The organism is Bradyrhizobium sp. SZCCHNRI3043, assembly GCF_032377735.1.
Taxonomy (GTDB): Bacteria; Pseudomonadota; Alphaproteobacteria; order Rhizobiales; family Xanthobacteraceae; genus Bradyrhizobium.
Genome location: NZ_JAUHID010000008.1, coordinates 58,103 through 74,673 on the forward strand (window position 1 = coordinate 58,103; position 16,571 = coordinate 74,673).

Consider the following 16,571-nt stretch of genomic DNA (forward strand, 5'->3'; position numbering starts at 1 on the left):
TATTTAATAAAACCCTTAAGGGAGGTATCCACGCGCACAACCAATTCCTAAACTTCTAGTTAATCGCCCTTGTCCTCCGACCCGTCGAATAAGCCATGATCAGGTAGGGATCGGTTAAGGATTTGCCAGCCGCTCCGCGTCTCATGTCGCGACAGGATCGTGCCGGACGCGAACGCCTGATGCGCGGCGGTCCCGCTTCGGCACACTCCGACACCCTAGGCCGTCTTGCTTAACAGGCCCTTGCCGTAGCGGACGCTCACCCGGTCCAGCCTCGCCGCACACGATCGTGATCGCGCGTCCCGATCAGCCGGCGATGACGAGCTGCTCGATCGCATAACCATGGCGGATCACGCGGTTCAGCACGGGATCGACCAGCTCGAAGTCGAAACGGTCGGCGGGGCGGATGCCGCCCCTGGCGGCAAAGGTGCCGCCGAACATCGCGGTGCCCTCGGGCAGGTCGGCGTCACCATAGCGGCGCGCGATCAGGTCGAAAGCCGCCAGCATGCCGCTCAGCGCGCCCTCCTGATACAGCACGCGCTCGCCGCCGATGGTCGCGTAGGCGCGCAGCATCAGCTGGTCCCAATGCGCGGCGACGTCGTCGACCAGCCACAGCTCCGGCGCCACCGGCTTGTCGCACATCTGCTTGGAGACGGTGATGTTGTAGGTCTCGACCTTGCGGTCGGTATGATCGGAGCCGACGCCGACCAGCAGTTTGCCGCGCGATTTCACCAGCACGAACTCGACCTCGCCGGAGGACTCCCCGCCGCTGACCTCGATGCTGTCGGATGTGGTCAGCCGGCTGGCCGCGGCCTCGTAATAGATCGGCGTCGTCGCCGGCCGGGGAATGCCGAGCTCTTCCAATTCGGCGATGTGCTTGTCGCGCGCGACCGGATCGCGCCCGGTCCAGCCGGCGATGACGAGGCGGCTCAGCGTGATCTGCTGCCGCGTCGCCCCGCCGCCTGCGTGAACCAGGAATTCGATTGTCGTGCCGCTCATCGTCTCATCGCCTCTGTCCCGTCAGACCGCCGCTTAGCCGCCTCGCCGCGCGCTGGCAAGCGCCGCGCGTCACTCGTGCTCGGTCTTCTCCGCCTCGTGGTCCTCCTTCAGATGCCGCTTGCGGATCTGGTGGGTCGTGAACCAGATCAGCGCGATGGCGACCGGCACAAAGGCGGCGGTGGCGAGCGTCGGTTCGACCGGCAGGCCGCTGTCATGTGCGCCCTTGGCGAGATAGCCGAACAGGCTGACGACGTAATAGCCGATCGCGGCCACCGACAGGCCTTCGACCGTGCTCTGCAGGCGCAACTGCAGCTTGGTGCGCTCGTTCATCGAGCGCAGGAGGTCGCGGTTCTGCTGCTCCAGCTCGACATTGACGCGGGTGCGCAGCAGATCGGCGGCGCGCGCGAGCTTGAGCGACAGGTTCGACTGCCGGCCCTCCAGCGCGTTGCAGGTGCGCATCGCCGGCGCAGTGCGCCGCGCCAGGAATGACGACCAGCTCGAATAGGGCGCGACCGGCTCGCCCTCGATCACCGACAGGCGCGCCTGCACCAGGTCGTAATAGGCGCGGCTCGCGCCGAACCGGAACAGGCTGCCGGTGGCGCCGCGCTCCAGCAGCGCTTCGAGCTCGGTGAGCTCGCGGAGCAGGTGGTTGTTGAGCTTGAACGATTGCGCGCCCTGCATCTCCGCGAGCACCTCGACCAGACGGCGCTCGATGCGGTCGACATCCGGCGCCAGCGCCAGCGCGGCCGGCAGGCCGAGCAGCGCCAAGGTGCGGTAGGTCTCGAGCTCCAGCACGCGCTGCACCAGCGCCCCGAGCCGCTCCGGGGTCGGGCCGTCGGCGCAGACCAGGATTCGGGTGAAGCCGTCGTCGTCGAGGCGGAAGTCGGAGGCGACCGCGCCGGCGCTGCCCTTGATCGCAACGATGGCGAGGCTGCTCTTGTCGAAGATCTCCTCGGCGCGCGCCACCGGATCGGCCGCATTCTCGACCTCGAGCTTGACCGCGACCAGCAGTTCGCCGGCCTGCGGCAGCGCCGCGATCAGCGCCTGCAGCTCGGGCGCGATGGCGCCGAAGCGGCGCGGGCCTGAGTCCGCGGGCGGGCTCCAGATCCAGGTCAGCGTGGCGAATTCCGAATGCTGCTCGAAGCGCAGCCTGACCGGGCCGAGATCGACCTGGTGATGCTTCACGCCCGGCTCCGGCGGCAGCGCACCATGCTGCGCGCAGAACGCGGCGAGGCTGGCGCGGTCGGTCGCCGCGCTGTCGCCATCGACGCCTTTCCTGGCCATGAAGGCGAAGCGGATCACCAGCACCGGCTGCGTCAGCGGCGTGAACGGCCGCGCATGCACCTCGTTCAGCACGCTCTCGCGCAGCGCGTGCGGCGTGAAGGCGGACTTGTCGAGCGACGTCATCGGGAGAGTCCGCGCGTGAGAGCGACACCTGACGCAGACGATTGCGCTGCGCCTGAATTGATCACCCCCATCATGCCGTGCATCCCCCTGACTTCCGTTGTCGCCCGCAGCCGACGCGCCGGCAGCATGTGACACCACTGTAGTGCAATTCAATGACGGCGCCACGGCTGCGGCGATGTCGTGCGTGTTGGCGGCTTTCTCAGCGCGCCCCCTCCGCCGCAATCACCGATGCGATGTTGCACGATGAAGAGCGAGCATTCATTCGATCGATCATGACCAGCGCACGGCTGGGCTACCCCCACCCCCGACCCCTCCCCGCAAGGGGGAGGGGGCGCATCGGCTTCGCGGTGAGAGGTCGAATCCGACGGCGGATGTCCGGGTGCGACCGGCGGTGGGCAGCGTGAGCAACACGCCCGTCGCCAGTCGCCGTCACCATCGCGCTTGAATGTAGTAACGTCTCTACATATGCTCTGCCGTCAGAGGGATAACGACCACTGCCAGGAGGCCGGCCATGACCACGCTGACCAGCCGCGAGTTCAACCAGGACACTGGCCGCGCTAAGAAAGAAGCGGCCAACGGGCCGGTGTTCATCACCGACCGCGGGCGGCCGGCGCATGTGCTGCTGACCATCGAAGACTATCTCCGCCTGGCCGGCGGCGGCATGAGCCTCGCCGACGCGCTGGCGCAGCCGGGGACCGATTTCGATTTCGAGCCGCCGCGCATCGCCGGGCCGATCGGCCGGCCCGCCGACCTCGACTGATGTTCCTGCTCGACACCAACGTCGTCTCCGAGCTCAGGCGCCGCGACAAGGCGAACCGCAACGTCGTCGCCTGGGCCGCAGCGCGGCCCGCCGCGAGCGTTTTCCTCTCGGCGATCTCGATCCTCGAGATCGAGTTGGGCGCGCAGCGCGTTGCGCGCAGAGACCCGACCCAGGGAGCTGCGCTGCGGGCCTGGATAGACCAGCATATCCTGACGCATTTCGACGGCCGTATTCTCGCCATCGACACCGCGGTGGCGCAGCACTGCGCGCGCCTGCATGTGCCCGACCCGCGGCCCGAGCGCGACGCGCTGATCGCCGCGACGGCGCTGGTCCACGGGCTGACCGTCGTCACCCGCAACACTGCCGATTTCGTCGCCACCGGCGTCGCGCTCCTCAACCCGTGGAGCGATGCAGACGGCGCGCCCTGAGCCACGCGGGGAGCGCCGCGCATGCAGGGCACGCAGGCCAACCGCGCCCGCTCCGCAGAATCGTCACATCCGCCGCGTCGGCGAGATGTATTATGGATCTCGACCATCACACCCTGCCTCTGTCTCATCCCACAGGACGTTTCATGACCCTCTCCTCCATCGTCGCGCGCGGTGTCGCGCTGGTTGGCAATGCGGCGCTGCAGTGGCGCAAGCTGCAGGGCGAGACGCCGCAGCCGGCGTGGGGGGCGCAGCCGCAGATCCCGGTGGCGAAGCCGCAGGGTCTGCTGCCGACCCTGAAGATGCCGACGGCGCGGGGCTGGCGCGATGGCGAGAAGCCGGTGGCAGCGCCGGGGCTGAAGGTGAATGCGTTTGCCACCGGGCTCGACCATCCGCGCTGGATCTACGTGATGCCGGACAGATCGGTGCTGATCGCGGAGGCGACGCAGATTCCGAGCCCGGTGCGCAACATGTTCGGCTATGCGATGCAGGCGACGATGCGCCGCGCCGCAGCGCTCGGCGTCAGCGCCAACCGCATCACCCGGCTGGTCGATGCCGATGGCGACGGCACCGCCGAACGCCGCAGTGCCTTCATGGAGAATCTCAGCCAGCCGTTCGGCATGGCGCTGGTCGGCAGCACCTTCTATGTCGGCAACACCGACGGCATCACAGCCTTCCCCTATTCTGCGGGCGCCGAGCGCATCACCGCGTCGGGCAAGCGGCTGACGACGTTCAAGCCGGGCGGGCACTGGACGCGCAGCCTTTTGGTCAGCCCTGACGGCACCAAGCTCTATGCCGGCGTCGGCTCGCTCACCAACATTGCCGAGCTCGGCTTCGAGGTCGAGGAGGGCCGCGCCTGCATCTATGAGCTGGACATCGCCAGCGGTGCGAGCCGCATCTTCGCAGCCGGCCTGCGCAACGCGGTGGGGCTGGCGTTCGAGCCACAGACGCGGGTGCTGTGGACCGTCGTCAACGAGCGCGACGGGCTCGGCGACGAGACGCCGCCGGACTATCTCACCTCGGTGCGCGAGGGCGGCTTCTATGGCTGGCCCTATTGCTACTGGGGCAGGACCGTCGACGACCGCGTGCCGCAGGACGCAGGCCTGGTCGCGACCGCGCTGACGCCGGACTACGCGCTCGGCGGCCACACCGCCTCGCTCGGCCTGTGCTGGCTTCCGGCGGGCACCTTGCCCGGCTTCCCCGAGGGCATGGTGATCGGCCAGCACGGCTCGTGGAATCGCAGCAAGCTGTCCGGCTACAAGGTCGTGTTCATTCCGTTCGAGAACGGCAAGCCGTCGGGTCCGGCGCGCGACATTCTCTCCGGCTTCCTGGCGCCGGACGAGAGCTTCTCCTATGGCCGCCCGGTCGGCGTCGTCATCGGCCCGGACGGCTCGCTGCTGGTGGCCGACGACGTCGGCAACTGCATCTGGCGCGTGACGGGGGCGTGAGGCAGCAGGCCGCGACGATCGAGGCGGCGCGGCCTCGATCGTGCCTGCAGCTGTCATCCTCAATCGTGGCCGTAGTACTGGCGATTGCAGTAGCGGCGGCCGGCTTCGTGCTTCGCCGCACGCTGGGCCGGGGTGGCGTTTGCCGGGATCAGGAAGTTGCCGCTCGCAAACAGCTGCAGGCAGTTGACGTAGTTCTTGTTGCCGAGCCATTCCCAGCCGGCAGACGCCGGCGATGTCGATGCTGATGCGAGCAGGCTCGCGCCCGCGACGATGGCGGCGGCGGCGAAAAGACGAATGCTGGACGTCATGACCTTGTCCCTCGTTGCTTGAGGCTGCCCCTGCAGCCCATGCGAGGATCATGACGGTCAGGGCGCGCTGCTTCCGTGATCATCCGCACAGAGAGGGATGATGCCGCATGGACGGGGCCGCGGCGCTCAGCCGCGGAACAAGCATCACGCCCGCGACGTTGTCCGGCACAGCGACAGGAGAGTTCCATGGCCGACAATGTCAATCCCGATCGGAAGCAGCCGGGCGAGCATCGCGAAGGCAAGTTCCACTACAATCCAGGCAACCAGGCCGGCAAGACCGTCGAGGTCGGCAAGCCGGAGAACGAGCAGGTCAACAACAAGGACCGCATCGAGAACCGCGAGAAGCCGCAGTCGCGGTGAGGCAGCCCCTGGACTTGATTTCTCGTCATGCCCGGGCTTGACCCGGCCATCCATCTCTACAGAGACTAAAAAGCTGGATGGCCGGGTCAAGCCCGGCCATGACGGCGGAGAGAGGACCGCCTACCCTATCCCTCGAGCAGAAACGCCAGCGCTGCATCACACGGCGCCTCGACCTTCAGCGACAACAGCTCATCCGCGCGGGTGCGGCCGAGATTGACGGCGGCGATCGGGATCGCGCGGTCGGCGGCGGCGCGGACGAAGCGGAAGCCGGAATAAACCATCAGCGAGGTGCCGACCACGAGCATCGCGTCGGCCTGATCGACATGTTCGCGCGCGGTCGCAACGACCTCGCGCGGGACTGTTTCGCCGAAGAACACGACGTCCGGCTTGAGGATGCCGCCGCAGGCGCGGCAGGCCGGAACCGCGAACCCGGCGAAATCGACGCCGTCGAGATCGGCATCGCCATCGGGCGCGGCGGCGGCGTCATGCGCCAGCCAGCGCGGATTGGCGCCCGCCAGTTCGTCCTGAAACTCGGCCCGCGACAGCGTCGCGCCGCAGCCCATGCAGCGGAGGCGGTCCAGCCGGCCGTGCAGGTCGATGACATTGCTGGTGCCCGCGGCCTGGTGCAGCCGGTCGACGTTCTGCGTCACCAGGAGCGAGCAGCGGCCCTGCGCCTCCAGCCGCGCCAGCGCATGGTGCGCGCCGTTCGGCTGGGCGCGGCCGAAGCGCCGCCAGCCGACCATGCTGCGCGCCCAGTAGCGCCGGCGCGTCTCCTCACTGCCCATGAAGGCCTGATAGGTCACCGGCGGCGTGCGCTTCCACTGCCCGTCATTGTCGCGATAATCGGGAATGCCGGAATTTGTGCTGCAGCCGGCGCCGGTGAGCACGACGATCCGGTGGTGGCTGTCGATGAAGGATTTTAGCGCGAGAGGATCGATCATGGCGCAGATGTAGGCGGCCAGGCCGGGCCGCGCCAGTCCGTCACCAGGCCAAGGTCCGTCAGGTCGTGCCGGGTGGCGGCACGGTCGCCAGCCAGTGCCGGGCGATGTCGGCGCGCGGCGCGATCCAGGCCACGCCGCTGCCGGTGACGTGGGACAGGATGCGGTCGAGCGCGCCGATCCGGCCGGGGCGGCCGATCATGCGCAAATGAAGCCCAATCGAGAGCATCTTCGGCGCGGTCTCGCCCTCGCGCGCGAGCCAGTCGAAGGCGTCGATGACGTAGTCGGCGAAGTCGGCGCCGCGGAAGCGCGAGCCGTTGAAGAACTGCATGTCGTTGCTGTCGAAGGCGTAGGGCAGCACCAGATGCGGCCGGCCGGCGACGGCGACATAGTACGGCAGATCGTCATTGTAGGCGTCGCTGTCATAGAGGAAGCCGCCCTGCTCGACCAGCAGCCGCCGCGTGTTCGCCGACGCCGCCGAGCGCGTATGCCAGCCGAGCGGACGCTTTCCGGTGACGCGCTGGATCGTCTCCACCGTGCGCGCGATCACCCGGCGCTCCTCGGTCTCGCCCATGCCGGCGTGGCTCTGCCAGCGCCAGCCATGCGCCGACACCTCGTGGCCGCGCGCCACGGCATCACGGGCGAGCTCCGGCGAGCGCTCGACGGCGCGGCCGCAGGCGCTGACGGTGACCTTGACGCCGTGGGCGTCGAACACGTCCATGATGCGCCACCAGGCGGCGCGCGTGCCGTATTCGAAATGGCTGTCGATGCAAGGATCCGGCCCGTCGAGGCGGTGCACGACCTCGTAGATCGCCTCGTTGCTGGCGTCGCCATCGGACACCGAGAATTCGGAGCCTTCCTCGAAATTCACCACGAGCGACACCGCGACGCGGGCGCCATTCGGCCAGCGCGAATGCGGCGGGCGGCCGGCATAGCCCCGGAGATCGCGACGAAAGGCAGGCTGAGCGCTCATCATGTCAATCCGTAGTTCCGGCCATGCGATGCAGGCCCACGACGCGATCGCTGATCAGCAGCAGCACCAAGGTGCCGGCGAGGATGAGGGTGGAGAGCGCGGCGAGCGTCGGATCGGGCGCTTCCTCGATATATTGCAGCATGCGGATCGGCAGCGTCTTGGAGCGCACATCGGTGAGGAAGATCGAGACCGGATAATTGTCGAACGAGGCCAGCAGGCTGAACAGGCCGGCGATCAGGAACGACGGCGCCAGCGCCGGCACCATCACGCGCAGGATGCTGCCGGCATAGGTGCAGCCGAGCGTGCGCGCGGCCTCGATCAGGGTGAAGTCGAAGCGCGACAGGCCGGCGATCATGGTGCGCGCGACGTAAGGCAAGGTCACCACGAGATGCGCCACCAGCAGCGCGCTCCAGGTCGCGGTGAAGCCGATCATGCGGAAATATTGCAGCAGCGCGATGCCAAGCACCAGGCCGGGCATCATCAGCGGCGACACCAGCAGCGTCCCGACGGCGGTGGCACCTGGCAATTTGCCACGGGCGATGGCGATCGCGGCGAGCGTGCCAGCGACCAGCGACAGCGCCGTCGACAGCAGCGCGATCTGCAGCGACAGCGACAACGACGGCCAGAAGCCGTCGAGCCGGCCGATGCGGCCATACCAGCGCAGCGATGCGCCCGTCAGCGGCAGATCGAACACCGGGGTCGGCGAGAATGACGCGGCCGCGATCACCACAAGCGGCAGCACCAGGAACAGCGCGAGGCCCATCGCGAGCAGCCAGCAGATGATGATGGCGACGCGCGTCGTCATTTCGGCTCCCGCGACGGCAGCGTGCTGAGCGCGACGACGATGACCGCAATCACCAACAGCACGACGCCGGCGGCGGCGCCGAAGCCGGGCTCGCGCGCCAGCAGATAGGCCTTGGCGATGGTGGTGGCGAGCGTCGGATATTTCTCGCCGATCAGAAGCGTCGGCACCACATAGGCCGACACCGACAGCGAGAACACCAGCGCCACGCCAGCAATGATGCCGGGCAAGGTCAGCGGCAGGATGACACGGAAGAACACCACGAGCGGCGAGGCGCCGAGCGTCGCCGCGGCTTCCGCGTAGCGGCCATCGAGCTGCGCGACGACTGCGTAGATCGGCAGCACCATGAACGGCAGGAAGATGTTGACGGCACCGATGATCAGCGCGGTCTGGGTGAAGATCATGCGGATCGGATCCTCGATGATCCCGAGCGTGATCAGCACTGTGTTGATGAGGCCGTCGCTGCGCAACAGGATGGTCCAGGCGAACGCCTTGACGATGACAGAGGCTGCGAGCGGCAGGAACAGGGTCGCCAGCAGGACCGAGCGCAACGCGCCGCGGGCGCGGGCGAGCGCGAACGCTGCGGGATAGGAGATGAGGAAGGCGATCAGCGTCGTCAGCAGGCCGAGCCGCAGTGAATTCCAGATGATTCCGAGATAATAAGGCGTACCGAGCAGCCTCGTGTAGTTCGCCGACGTGATGCCGCCTTTGCCATCGAGCACGCTGACGCCGAGCAGCAGCGCCAAGGGCAGCACGAACACCAGCGCGATGATCAGCGCCGATGGCGCGACGAAGCCGAACGCGGCGAACCGCTCGCGATCCGGCGCGGGCTTAACAATCGGTGCTGGCAACACGGCGTCGGTCATGGTCAAGCTTCGGCGGCGAAGGCGAACGTCTCGGCGACGGGCCAGGCGAAGCGGACTTCGTCATGAACGCGCGGCAGCTCGGCCTCGCGGCCCGACAGCTCGGCCAGCAGGCTCGCGCCGGCGCCGGCATCGACATCCACGAGAGTTCGCGAGCCCTGAAACACGACAGAGCGCACCCGTCCGGCCGCGGAGTTGGCACCGTCTCCGGCGCCGAGACGCAATTGCTCCGGCCGCGTCGCGACGATCACCGAGGCGCCGGGCTGAAACGCGCCGCGCGCCGACAGACGGCCGACCGGCGTCACGACGTCCACCGTGCCGTCATGCGCGCCGACCACCTGGCCCGCGATGCGCGTCGACAGTCCGACGAAGTTGAGCGCGAACAAACTCGCAGGCCGGGCATAGAGCTCGCGCGGCTCGGCGAACTGCTCGATGCGGCCCCTGTTCATGACCGCGACGCGGTCCGACATGGTCAGCGCCTCGTCCTGGTCGTGGGTGACGAAGATCGCGGTCGCCTTGACCTCCTGCAGCAGACGGCGCAGCTCGACCTGCATCTCCTCGCGCAGCTTGCGATCGAGCGCCGACAGCGCCTCGTCGAACAGCAGCACGTCGGGCTCGACCGCGATCGCGCGCGCCAGCGCCACGCGCTGCTGCTGGCCGCCCGACAGCGCCGAGATGCGGCGGCCACCGAGATGGCCAAGCTTGACCAGCGAAAGCGCGCGCTCCACCGCGCGATCGATCTCGGCCTTCGGCGTGCCGCGCACCTTCAGGCCGAAAGCAACGTTGCCGGCGACGGTGAGATGCGGAAACAGCGCGTAGCTCTGGAACACGACGCCGACATTGCGTCGATGCGGCGGCACATGGGTGACGTCGCGCCCGGCGAGCGAAACCGTGCCGGTGTCCGGTGGCGCCAGGCCGGCGATGGCACGCAGCAAGGTGGTCTTGCCGCAGCCGGACGGGCCGAGCAGGGTGACCAGCTCGCCGCGCCGGATGGTGAGATCGACGCGATCGAGCACGGTCGCCGCACCGAAGCGCTTGGAGACTCCGGTGATGACGAGATGCGGCGCGGCGGTCATGTCATCTCCTTGCTCCAGCGATCGACCCAGCCGGCGCGGTTCTTGGCGATGAAGGCCCAGTCGGGCGCGAACAGCGAGGCCGGATCCGGATAGCCGGCCGGCAGCGGCGTCGCCTTGCTGGTCGGTGCGATGAAGGCCGTCTTGGCCAGGATGGTCTGCGCATCCGGGCTGAGATAGAAGTCGATCACGGCGTCGGCGAGATCGCCGGCCGGCGCGCCTGCGACCTTGGCGATGCCCGACGGCATCGAGAAGCCGCCATCCCTGGGAATCGCGAGATCGACCGGCGAGCCGTCGGCCTTGCGGATCAAGGTATAGGCCGAGAACTGGCCGCCGATCATCCAGGCCTCGCCCTGCTCCAGCAGATTGATCGCCTGCGGTGCGTTCGTATAGACGTTCAGCAGATTGGCCTTCAGGCTCTTGATCTTCTTGAAGCCGGCGTCGATCTCGTATTGCGCCTCCTTGTAGGGCTTGCCGGTCTCGAGATGCGCGGCGGCGAGCAGCGTCCAGAACCCTTCGGTGTTGGACAACGACGGCACGACGATCTTGGAGTCGTATTTCGCATCCCACAGCTCGGCCCAGCTGCCAGGTGCCGTCTTCATGCGCCTGGTGGAATAGGCGATGCCGACCCACGGCTTCTGGTAGTTGGCCCACATCCCGTCCTGGTGCACGGCGTCGTCGACGAGCTTGCCGAGATTGGGAATCGCCGACGACGACATCCTGGTGATCAGCCCTTCGGCCGCGGCCGGCAGCATCACCGGATCGTCCATGATCACGACGGAGATCTTCGGGCTGGCCTTGTCGGCCTGCATCTTCTGCAGATTGGTCAGCGAGTTCGTCCCCTCGTAGAGCACCTTGCAGTCGAGCTTCTTCTCCAGCACCGGAAACAGATCGGCGTTGAAATATTTGGCGGCACCGGCGGGGCCGCCGATCACGATCTCTTTGGGGGCGGCGCGCACCAGCGCGGGCGCGGCAAGGGTGGCGGCGAAGGCCGCACCGGTTTTCAGGAGGCTGCGGCGGGAGAAGGGGTGCATGAGAGGATCCCGTGTGAGCTGTCGCGTGACGTTTCACGAGGATCAGCAAGCGCCGTGCCAAATGTGCACATTTTCGGATTCATCAACGAGATCATTGCTCTGAGCTCTTCCTCGATCCGCTTCTCGACCGACCCCCTCCCCGGTCGCGAGCATAATGTGCACATTTTTTGGAGGTGACCTGCCGCGGCTTTGGGCCTAGCTACGGAGCATGGCGATGCGAGCGCAGCGAATCGGGAAGGCCAATCCCGCCGAGGACGAGGCGGTGTATCAGGCCATCCTGCGCGCGCTGCTGGAGGGCAAGCTCAAGGCCGGCACCAAGCTCGCCGAGACGCCGCTGGCGGCGATCTTCGGCGTGTCGCGCGAGCGCATCCGCAAGGTGCTGCACCGGCTCGGCGCCGAGCGGCGGCTGGAGATGATCCCGAACCGCGGCGCGCGGGTGCCGCGGCCGACGCTCGATGATATCAGACGGGTCTATGAGGCGCATCGCGTGCTCGAGGCCGGCGTGCTCAGCCAGTTGGTGCTGCGGATCGACGATGGTTTGCTCGCCCGGCTCGACGCGCATCTGGCGGAGGAGCGCGCGGCGGCACAGCGCGGCGATCGCGCGACCTCGGTGCGGCTGTCCGGCACCTTCCACGTCCACCTCGTCGACTCCATCGGCAATCCCGAATTGTCGCGCATGCTCGGCGACCTGCTCAGCCGCTCCTCGGTGATGGTGTCGGTGTACGAGCCGGCGGCGCAGTCGATCTGCGCGGTCGACGAGCATGGCGCCATCGTCGCGGCGCTGCGCGACCGCGACCTGATGCGCGCGATCGCGCTGTCGCGCGAGCACTTCCTGCATGTCGAGGGCCGGCTGCGTCTCGACGAGTCCCCGGCGCCCGACGGCGCGGATCTCGCGGCGATCTTTGCGCCGGTCAAGCCACGCCGCAGGGTGCGATCAGGATTGTCCTGACGCTCCTGAGCGTCGGCCGTCACGTCCTCGGCGGGCTGTTCGGCGGCGCGCACCAGGGCAGCGCCATCCGTGGCATGTAGTGGCCGCTCCACGCGCAGACCTCCTCAGGCCCCCTGCGCTTGAGCGCCATCTTGACCGGCTCGGCCTGGCTGATGCCGACATGGAGCGCGAGCAGCGCCGCGCCGATCGGATAGGCGAAGCGGGAGAAGCGCAGGTCCGCCAGACGATCGAGCAGGACCATGCCGGCAATGATGATCAGGGGATCGGTGAAGACGAAGTACTCGACCTTCAGCCCGCGGCGGACACCGAGCGTATCGATGCCGATAGCAGCGAGCATCAGGAGAATGGCCTGGATAGCCGCCTGCCGCTCACCGCGGCGCCAGGCCATGACGACGCCGGGGATGATCAGCCAGGTCAGGAACACCGTGGGCCGCGCCGAAGTTTGCAGCACGAAGGTGTAGCGCCTGATGACCCCGAACAGCCCGGACAACAACAGCCCGATCGCACCGCTCAGGCTACCGGCGGCATCTGGCGCGTCGACAAAGGTGATCATCTTCTCCAGCGGATTGAGCACGACGACGACATCGTTGACGTCGTAGCTCAGATCCAGCGCGAGCAGGCCGATGGCGGCGCCGGCGACCATCGCCAGTAGCGCCGCAACAGTTTCGGCCGCGCTCACGCGCCACAGCCACGCGAAGACGACCATGCAGGCCGCGATCAGGCCGAGCAGCGCGAGCTGATAGACGCCGAAGCGACCCAACAGCATGGGTTTGAGGCTGGCAGCCGTTGCGTTGACAGGATCGAAGCCGGCGACGATCAGGGGCCAGGCAACGCTCATGGCGAGCAGCGCAGCGATCCCGGCGACCAGCACGGCCGCCCAGGCGCGCGGCGATTGCCAGAACGCAACGCTTCGGCTCGTCGCCGTGCCGAACGGCAGCACCAGCACGGGGATCGCGGCGATCAACAGGATCGCATGGACCTTGTTCTCCAGACCGAGCGTGCAGAGCGTGGCGGCGAGCCCGATCGCAAGCGGACGCGCGAGGCTGGCGCGGCGCGCCGCCACGATCAGGATCATCAGCGCGAGAATGCAGAACGACGCCGCCATCATCTCGCTGCGCAGGATGCGCAGATGCATCTGCACGCCGCCGGAAAATACGAAGGCCGTGACGGCGAGCATGGCGATGCGCCAATCGGACACCAGCCGGCGCGCCAGCCAGGCAAAGGCCAGGATGAGGCCCGCCGCCGTCAGCAGCGCGGCGACGCGTCCGGCATGGACGGCGCCGGTCATCGCGACATCGAAGGCAGCGTGATCGGCGGGGATCGCCGACAATGTCCAGGCGTCGAGCAGGCCGAGCCGATGCAGCAATGCGAACCAGGTCTCGACCGACAGGATGGTGAGATAGGCCGGGTGATCGAAGAAGGCCTGCGCGCCGCCATTGTTGATGGCGAGCGCGTTGTAGATCACCATGAAGTCCATGTCGGCATTGCGCCAATAGACGGTGAAATAGCCGACGGCCAGGAACGACACGAGCGACAGCAGCAGCGCGACCGCCACGCCGCCGTGCCAGCCGAAGCGCGTCAGGCGATCGAAGGCGTCACGAGGCGGATTCGATGTTTTCGTAACCGTTTTCTCCGTCATGCGCGGGCTTGTCCCGCGCGTCCACGTCGTCCTTCCTCGGCGAACGAAGGCGTGGAAGGCCAGGTCAAGCCCAGCCTTGACGACGTAGGTCGCTTGGCGAACGATCGGCGCAGCCTCCTCTGAGGCTGGACACCGCGAACTCCCGTCATCCTCAGATCGCCTTGATCTTGAAGAACGCGAACACGACCATCTTGAGCAGCATCCAGCCGTGGCGGAAGCGGGAGATCTGGGTCTCGCCATAGCTGCGCGCGGCGTAGCGGATCGGCAGGTCGATCGATTTCAGGTTCAGCTTGGAGGCGCCGAAGATCAGGTCGAAATCGCCGAACGGATCGAAATCGCCGAAATAGGCCTTACCGGCCTTGAGCCTGACATAGTCGCTGCGGCGGAGCACCTTGGTGCCGCAGAGCGTATCGGTGTAGCGCTGGTTCAAGAGCCACGAGAACAGATAGGAGAAGGTCTTGTTGGCGATCAGGTTGAGGAAGCGCATCGCGCCCTCGTCCATCGGATAGACCAGGCGCGAGCCGTTGATGAACTCGCCCTTGCCCGAGCGCAGCGCCTCGAAGAACTTCGGCAACTGCTCCGGCGGCATGGTGAGGTCGGCGTCCAGAATCATCAGCACGTCGCCGCGTGCCGCGTCGAAGGCCGTGAACACCGCGTCGGCCTTGCCCTTGCCGGGCTGCCGCATCAGCTTGATGTCGTGGTCCGGGAACGCCTGGCGCACCCGCTCCATCTCCTCATAGGTGCCGTCCCTGCTGTGGCCCTCGATGAAGATGATCTCGATGTCCGGGCAGAACGCGGCGATGCGCTGCACCGCGGGCTCGATGTTGCCGCGCTCGTTGCGCGCGGGGATCACGACGGTCGCCGAGCGGACGTCGTCGCTCACGCAGCGGAGCGAGCGCGACACCAGATAGTGCCGCAGCGACAAGGCGCGTAGAATCGGGAGCACGCTGAGGAAGCGGTTGGCGAAACGGCCGAGGCCGTAGAGCCGCAGCGGCGACAGCACGCGCTGCTCGGATTTCACCGGATCGAAATCGGCAAGCTGCGCGAGATTGCGCAGGTCGGCCGGCGACAGCACGTTCTGCTCCGGCTGCGGCATCCGCAGGCCCAGTGCCTCCGCAGCCTTCAGCAGCGGATACCAGAGGTGCGAGAAGTAGCCGATGACGAGGCGCGTCTCGCGCGTGCACAAGGGGTGCAACTGCTCGATGAACTGCTGGCAGTCGTCGAGCGAACCGATGGTGTCGAGCACCAGAATGACATCGAACGGGCCGCTGGCGGCGGCGAGCGTGGCCGGATCCTCCGCGTCGCCCAGAATGAAGGTCAGCTCAGGATGCCGGGTGCGGGCGATCTTGATCTGCTTTTCGCTGAAGTCGATGCCGACGCCGTAGGACGGCGCGAGCGATGCCAGGGTGTCGCCGAGGCCGCAGCCGATCTCGAGCACGCGGCTGCCCGGCGGGATCAGGAAGCGCAGATAGCACGCGTCCTCGCTGTGAAAGAACGCCGCCTTGTCGCGCCAGCTGGCGCGCGCATCGGCGAAATCGTTGGCATGGTCGAGGATGGCCGCCTTGCGCGGTGACAGCGCCTTCGTTGCCGACGACGGGGTTGCGGCAACCTGCGACCGCTCGCGTTCGTCCTGCCGGACCTGCTCGTCCAACTCCGCCACCTGATACCACCCCTGTTAGGAACTACGTCCTTCTAGGCCAGCCCGGTTGGGCGGAGTCAAGGCGGCGGCAGAGAAGTCCTCCGCTCTGTTGGCATCGTGCCGCCCCAGCTCTGACGCGCGACGGAAACGAGCAGACATCGGCCAGCCACAATGAGGCAGCCGCGATCGTTCGCGCCGCATACTTCCGATCTTTGCATCTCATTCGCGCTCGCAACTAAGCTGCGCGGGAAGACGGGTAACGCTGGACCGTCGTTGCCAGGTTGGCGCCGGCACCAACGGCTTGAGCGCCCGCGCGCCTGCCTTCGCGGGGCACGGAAGCACCTGACGAGCCCGCAGTCGCGGCTTCCCCTCCTATCAACAGCTGCGCTCACCGTCCGCAGCAGAATTTGTATTTCTTGCCGCTACCGCACGGGCATGGATCATTGCGGCCGACCTTCGCGGTGGCGGCCGCCCGCTTCGGCTGAGTGACGACGGCTCGCGCGTCACCCTCGACGAAGCGCCAGGCGCCGTCGTCGTCGCGGCGAAACTGTGAGACCTCGTGGTGCTCGATGGTCTTGCCGGCCTCGCGATAGGTTGCGACGAAGCTGACGACGCCATCGGCGTCGCCGGGCTGGCCGCGGACCGACGAGACGATGCGCAGGCCGAGCCATGTCGCGCGCGTCGCCCAGGTTCTCGCCGCGGCGGCATCGAACGCGCTGCGACGGTCGGCGGCGAGCGTCGATTCGATGTAGCCGATGTCGCCGCGCGTATAGGCCGTATAGCGCGAGCGCATCAGAGCTTCGGCCGTCGGCGGGCGATCATCACCTTGGAGATAGCGACCGCAACAACGATCGTAGGGAAAGCCTGAGCCGCAGGGACATTGCATGAGACGACGACGGAGCTCCACATTCGAGGTCCTACCATAGCGCGCCGCGAGGCCGAGGCCCCCGAGCGTTC

At 67.5% G+C, this 16,571-nt stretch carries 17 protein-coding genes; 5 read left to right on the top strand and 12 right to left on the bottom strand.

Features of this window, described 5'->3' with window-relative positions; genetic code table 11:
* Positions 1-303: 303 nt before the first annotated feature.
* A complete protein-coding gene (locus QX124_RS17900; protein WP_315781557.1) occupies positions 304-996 on the bottom strand; it encodes a DUF2848 domain-containing protein in 693 nt (230 codons plus the stop codon).
* A gap of 69 nt (positions 997-1,065) precedes the next feature.
* Positions 1,066-2,403 (bottom strand): DUF3422 domain-containing protein, encoded by a 1,338-nt coding sequence (locus QX124_RS17905; protein WP_315781560.1) that lies wholly within the window; start codon positions 2,401-2,403, stop codon positions 1,066-1,068.
* Positions 2,404-2,914: 511 nt separating this feature from the next.
* Here QX124_RS17905 and QX124_RS17910 point away from each other — a divergent pair.
* The 3 genes from QX124_RS17910 (at position 2,915) to QX124_RS17920 (ending at position 5,036) form a co-directional block, all read left to right on the top strand.
* Complete coding sequence (locus QX124_RS17910; protein WP_315770518.1) at positions 2,915-3,163, top strand: type II toxin-antitoxin system Phd/YefM family antitoxin; 249 nt, start codon at positions 2,915-2,917, stop codon at positions 3,161-3,163.
* A complete protein-coding gene (locus QX124_RS17915; RefSeq protein ID WP_315777254.1) occupies positions 3,163-3,591 on the top strand; it encodes a type II toxin-antitoxin system VapC family toxin in 429 nt (142 codons plus the stop codon). Before QX124_RS17910 ends, QX124_RS17915 begins: the two co-directional genes overlap by 1 nt.
* Positions 3,592-3,734: 143 nt before the next feature.
* Positions 3,735-5,036, top strand: a complete 1,302-nt coding sequence (locus QX124_RS17920; RefSeq protein ID WP_315797863.1) for a sorbosone dehydrogenase family protein — start codon at positions 3,735-3,737, stop codon at positions 5,034-5,036.
* A 59-nt stretch (positions 5,037-5,095) separates the two neighbouring features.
* On the opposite strand, the gene QX124_RS17925 is transcribed toward QX124_RS17920, so the two are convergent.
* Entirely contained in the window at positions 5,096-5,344 is a 249-nt protein-coding gene (locus QX124_RS17925; protein ID WP_315777256.1) for a hypothetical protein, read from the bottom strand.
* Positions 5,345-5,530: 186 nt separating this feature from the next.
* On the opposite strand from QX124_RS17925, the gene QX124_RS17930 reads away from it, so the two are divergent.
* The gene (locus QX124_RS17930; protein ID WP_315740815.1) at positions 5,531-5,704 is read left to right on the top strand and encodes a hypothetical protein; all 174 of its coding nucleotides are present in this window, start codon (positions 5,531-5,533) and stop codon (positions 5,702-5,704) included.
* Positions 5,705-5,829: 125 nt separating this feature from the next.
* Here the strand turns inward: QX124_RS17930 and QX124_RS17935 are convergent, their stop codons facing one another.
* From QX124_RS17935 to QX124_RS17960, 6 genes are read right to left on the bottom strand one after another with little or no spacing between them, the layout of a single operon-like run.
* Positions 5,830-6,645: an NAD-dependent protein deacetylase gene (locus QX124_RS17935; RefSeq protein ID WP_315797864.1), complete on the bottom strand. Its 816-nt coding sequence runs from the start codon at positions 6,643-6,645 to the stop codon at positions 5,830-5,832.
* Positions 6,646-6,703: 58 nt separating this feature from the next.
* Entirely contained in the window at positions 6,704-7,615 is a 912-nt protein-coding gene (locus QX124_RS17940) for a polysaccharide deacetylase family protein (RefSeq protein WP_315797865.1), read from the bottom strand.
* A 4-nt stretch (positions 7,616-7,619) separates the two neighbouring features.
* Positions 7,620-8,420 carry an ABC transporter permease gene (locus QX124_RS17945; RefSeq protein WP_315797866.1) on the bottom strand — a complete coding sequence of 267 codons (801 nt, stop codon included), beginning with the start codon at positions 8,418-8,420 and terminating at the stop codon, positions 7,620-7,622.
* Positions 8,417-9,283, bottom strand: a complete 867-nt coding sequence (locus tag QX124_RS17950; protein ID WP_315797867.1) for an ABC transporter permease — start codon at positions 9,281-9,283, stop codon at positions 8,417-8,419. Before QX124_RS17950 ends, QX124_RS17945 begins: the two co-directional genes overlap by 4 nt.
* Before the next feature lie 2 nt (positions 9,284-9,285).
* Positions 9,286-10,356 carry an ABC transporter ATP-binding protein gene (locus QX124_RS17955; RefSeq protein ID WP_315797868.1) on the bottom strand — a complete coding sequence of 357 codons (1,071 nt, stop codon included), beginning with the start codon at positions 10,354-10,356 and terminating at the stop codon, positions 9,286-9,288.
* Positions 10,353-11,387, bottom strand: a complete 1,035-nt coding sequence (locus QX124_RS17960) for an extracellular solute-binding protein (RefSeq protein ID WP_315797869.1) — start codon at positions 11,385-11,387, stop codon at positions 10,353-10,355. Before QX124_RS17960 ends, QX124_RS17955 begins: the two co-directional genes overlap by 4 nt.
* Before the next feature lie 208 nt (positions 11,388-11,595).
* Between QX124_RS17960 and QX124_RS17965 the strand changes: the two genes are divergently transcribed.
* On the top strand, positions 11,596-12,336 hold the full coding sequence (locus QX124_RS17965) for a GntR family transcriptional regulator (RefSeq protein WP_315797870.1): 741 nt from the start codon (positions 11,596-11,598) through the stop codon (positions 12,334-12,336).
* Between the two features lie 19 nt (positions 12,337-12,355).
* On the opposite strand, the gene QX124_RS17970 is transcribed toward QX124_RS17965, so the two are convergent.
* The 3 genes from QX124_RS17970 to QX124_RS17980 all read right to left on the bottom strand — a co-directional run bounded on the left by QX124_RS17970 (position 12,356) and on the right by QX124_RS17980 (position 16,500).
* Positions 12,356-13,975, bottom strand: a complete 1,620-nt coding sequence (locus QX124_RS17970; RefSeq protein WP_315797871.1) for a hypothetical protein — start codon at positions 13,973-13,975, stop codon at positions 12,356-12,358.
* A 151-nt stretch (positions 13,976-14,126) separates the two neighbouring features.
* A complete protein-coding gene (locus tag QX124_RS17975; protein WP_315797872.1) occupies positions 14,127-15,635 on the bottom strand; it encodes a bifunctional class I SAM-dependent methyltransferase/glycosyltransferase family 2 protein in 1,509 nt (502 codons plus the stop codon).
* A gap of 367 nt (positions 15,636-16,002) precedes the next feature.
* Complete coding sequence (locus QX124_RS17980) at positions 16,003-16,500, bottom strand: YchJ family protein (RefSeq protein ID WP_315770675.1); 498 nt, start codon at positions 16,498-16,500, stop codon at positions 16,003-16,005.
* Between the last annotated feature and the right edge of the window lie 71 nt (positions 16,501-16,571).

Excerpts from the sequence above, each read along its gene's own strand:
- QX124_RS17900 (WP_315781557.1), bottom strand. The coding sequence starts at position 996 with ATGAGCGGCACGACAATCGAATTCCTGGTTCACGCAGGCGGCGGGGCG.
- QX124_RS17905 (WP_315781560.1), bottom strand. The coding sequence starts at position 2,403 with ATGACGTCGCTCGACAAGTCCGCCTTCACGCCGCACGCGCTGCGCGAG.
- QX124_RS17910 (WP_315770518.1), top strand. The coding sequence starts at position 2,915 with ATGACCACGCTGACCAGCCGCGAGTTCAACCAGGACACTGGCCGCGCT.
- QX124_RS17915 (WP_315777254.1), top strand. The coding sequence starts at position 3,163 with ATGTTCCTGCTCGACACCAACGTCGTCTCCGAGCTCAGGCGCCGCGAC.
- QX124_RS17920 (WP_315797863.1), top strand. The coding sequence starts at position 3,735 with ATGACCCTCTCCTCCATCGTCGCGCGCGGTGTCGCGCTGGTTGGCAAT.
- QX124_RS17925 (WP_315777256.1), bottom strand. The coding sequence starts at position 5,344 with ATGACGTCCAGCATTCGTCTTTTCGCCGCCGCCGCCATCGTCGCGGGC.
- QX124_RS17930 (WP_315740815.1), top strand. The coding sequence starts at position 5,531 with ATGGCCGACAATGTCAATCCCGATCGGAAGCAGCCGGGCGAGCATCGC.
- QX124_RS17935 (WP_315797864.1), bottom strand. The coding sequence starts at position 6,645 with ATGATCGATCCTCTCGCGCTAAAATCCTTCATCGACAGCCACCACCGG.
- QX124_RS17940 (WP_315797865.1), bottom strand. The coding sequence starts at position 7,615 with ATGAGCGCTCAGCCTGCCTTTCGTCGCGATCTCCGGGGCTATGCCGGC.
- QX124_RS17945 (WP_315797866.1), bottom strand. The coding sequence starts at position 8,420 with ATGACGACGCGCGTCGCCATCATCATCTGCTGGCTGCTCGCGATGGGC.
- QX124_RS17950 (WP_315797867.1), bottom strand. The coding sequence starts at position 9,283 with ATGACCGACGCCGTGTTGCCAGCACCGATTGTTAAGCCCGCGCCGGAT.
- QX124_RS17955 (WP_315797868.1), bottom strand. The coding sequence starts at position 10,356 with ATGACCGCCGCGCCGCATCTCGTCATCACCGGAGTCTCCAAGCGCTTC.
- QX124_RS17960 (WP_315797869.1), bottom strand. The coding sequence starts at position 11,387 with ATGCACCCCTTCTCCCGCCGCAGCCTCCTGAAAACCGGTGCGGCCTTC.
- QX124_RS17965 (WP_315797870.1), top strand. The coding sequence starts at position 11,596 with ATGGCGATGCGAGCGCAGCGAATCGGGAAGGCCAATCCCGCCGAGGAC.
- QX124_RS17970 (WP_315797871.1), bottom strand. The coding sequence starts at position 13,975 with ATGACGGAGAAAACGGTTACGAAAACATCGAATCCGCCTCGTGACGCC.
- QX124_RS17980 (WP_315770675.1), bottom strand. The coding sequence starts at position 16,500 with ATGCAATGTCCCTGCGGCTCAGGCTTTCCCTACGATCGTTGTTGCGGT.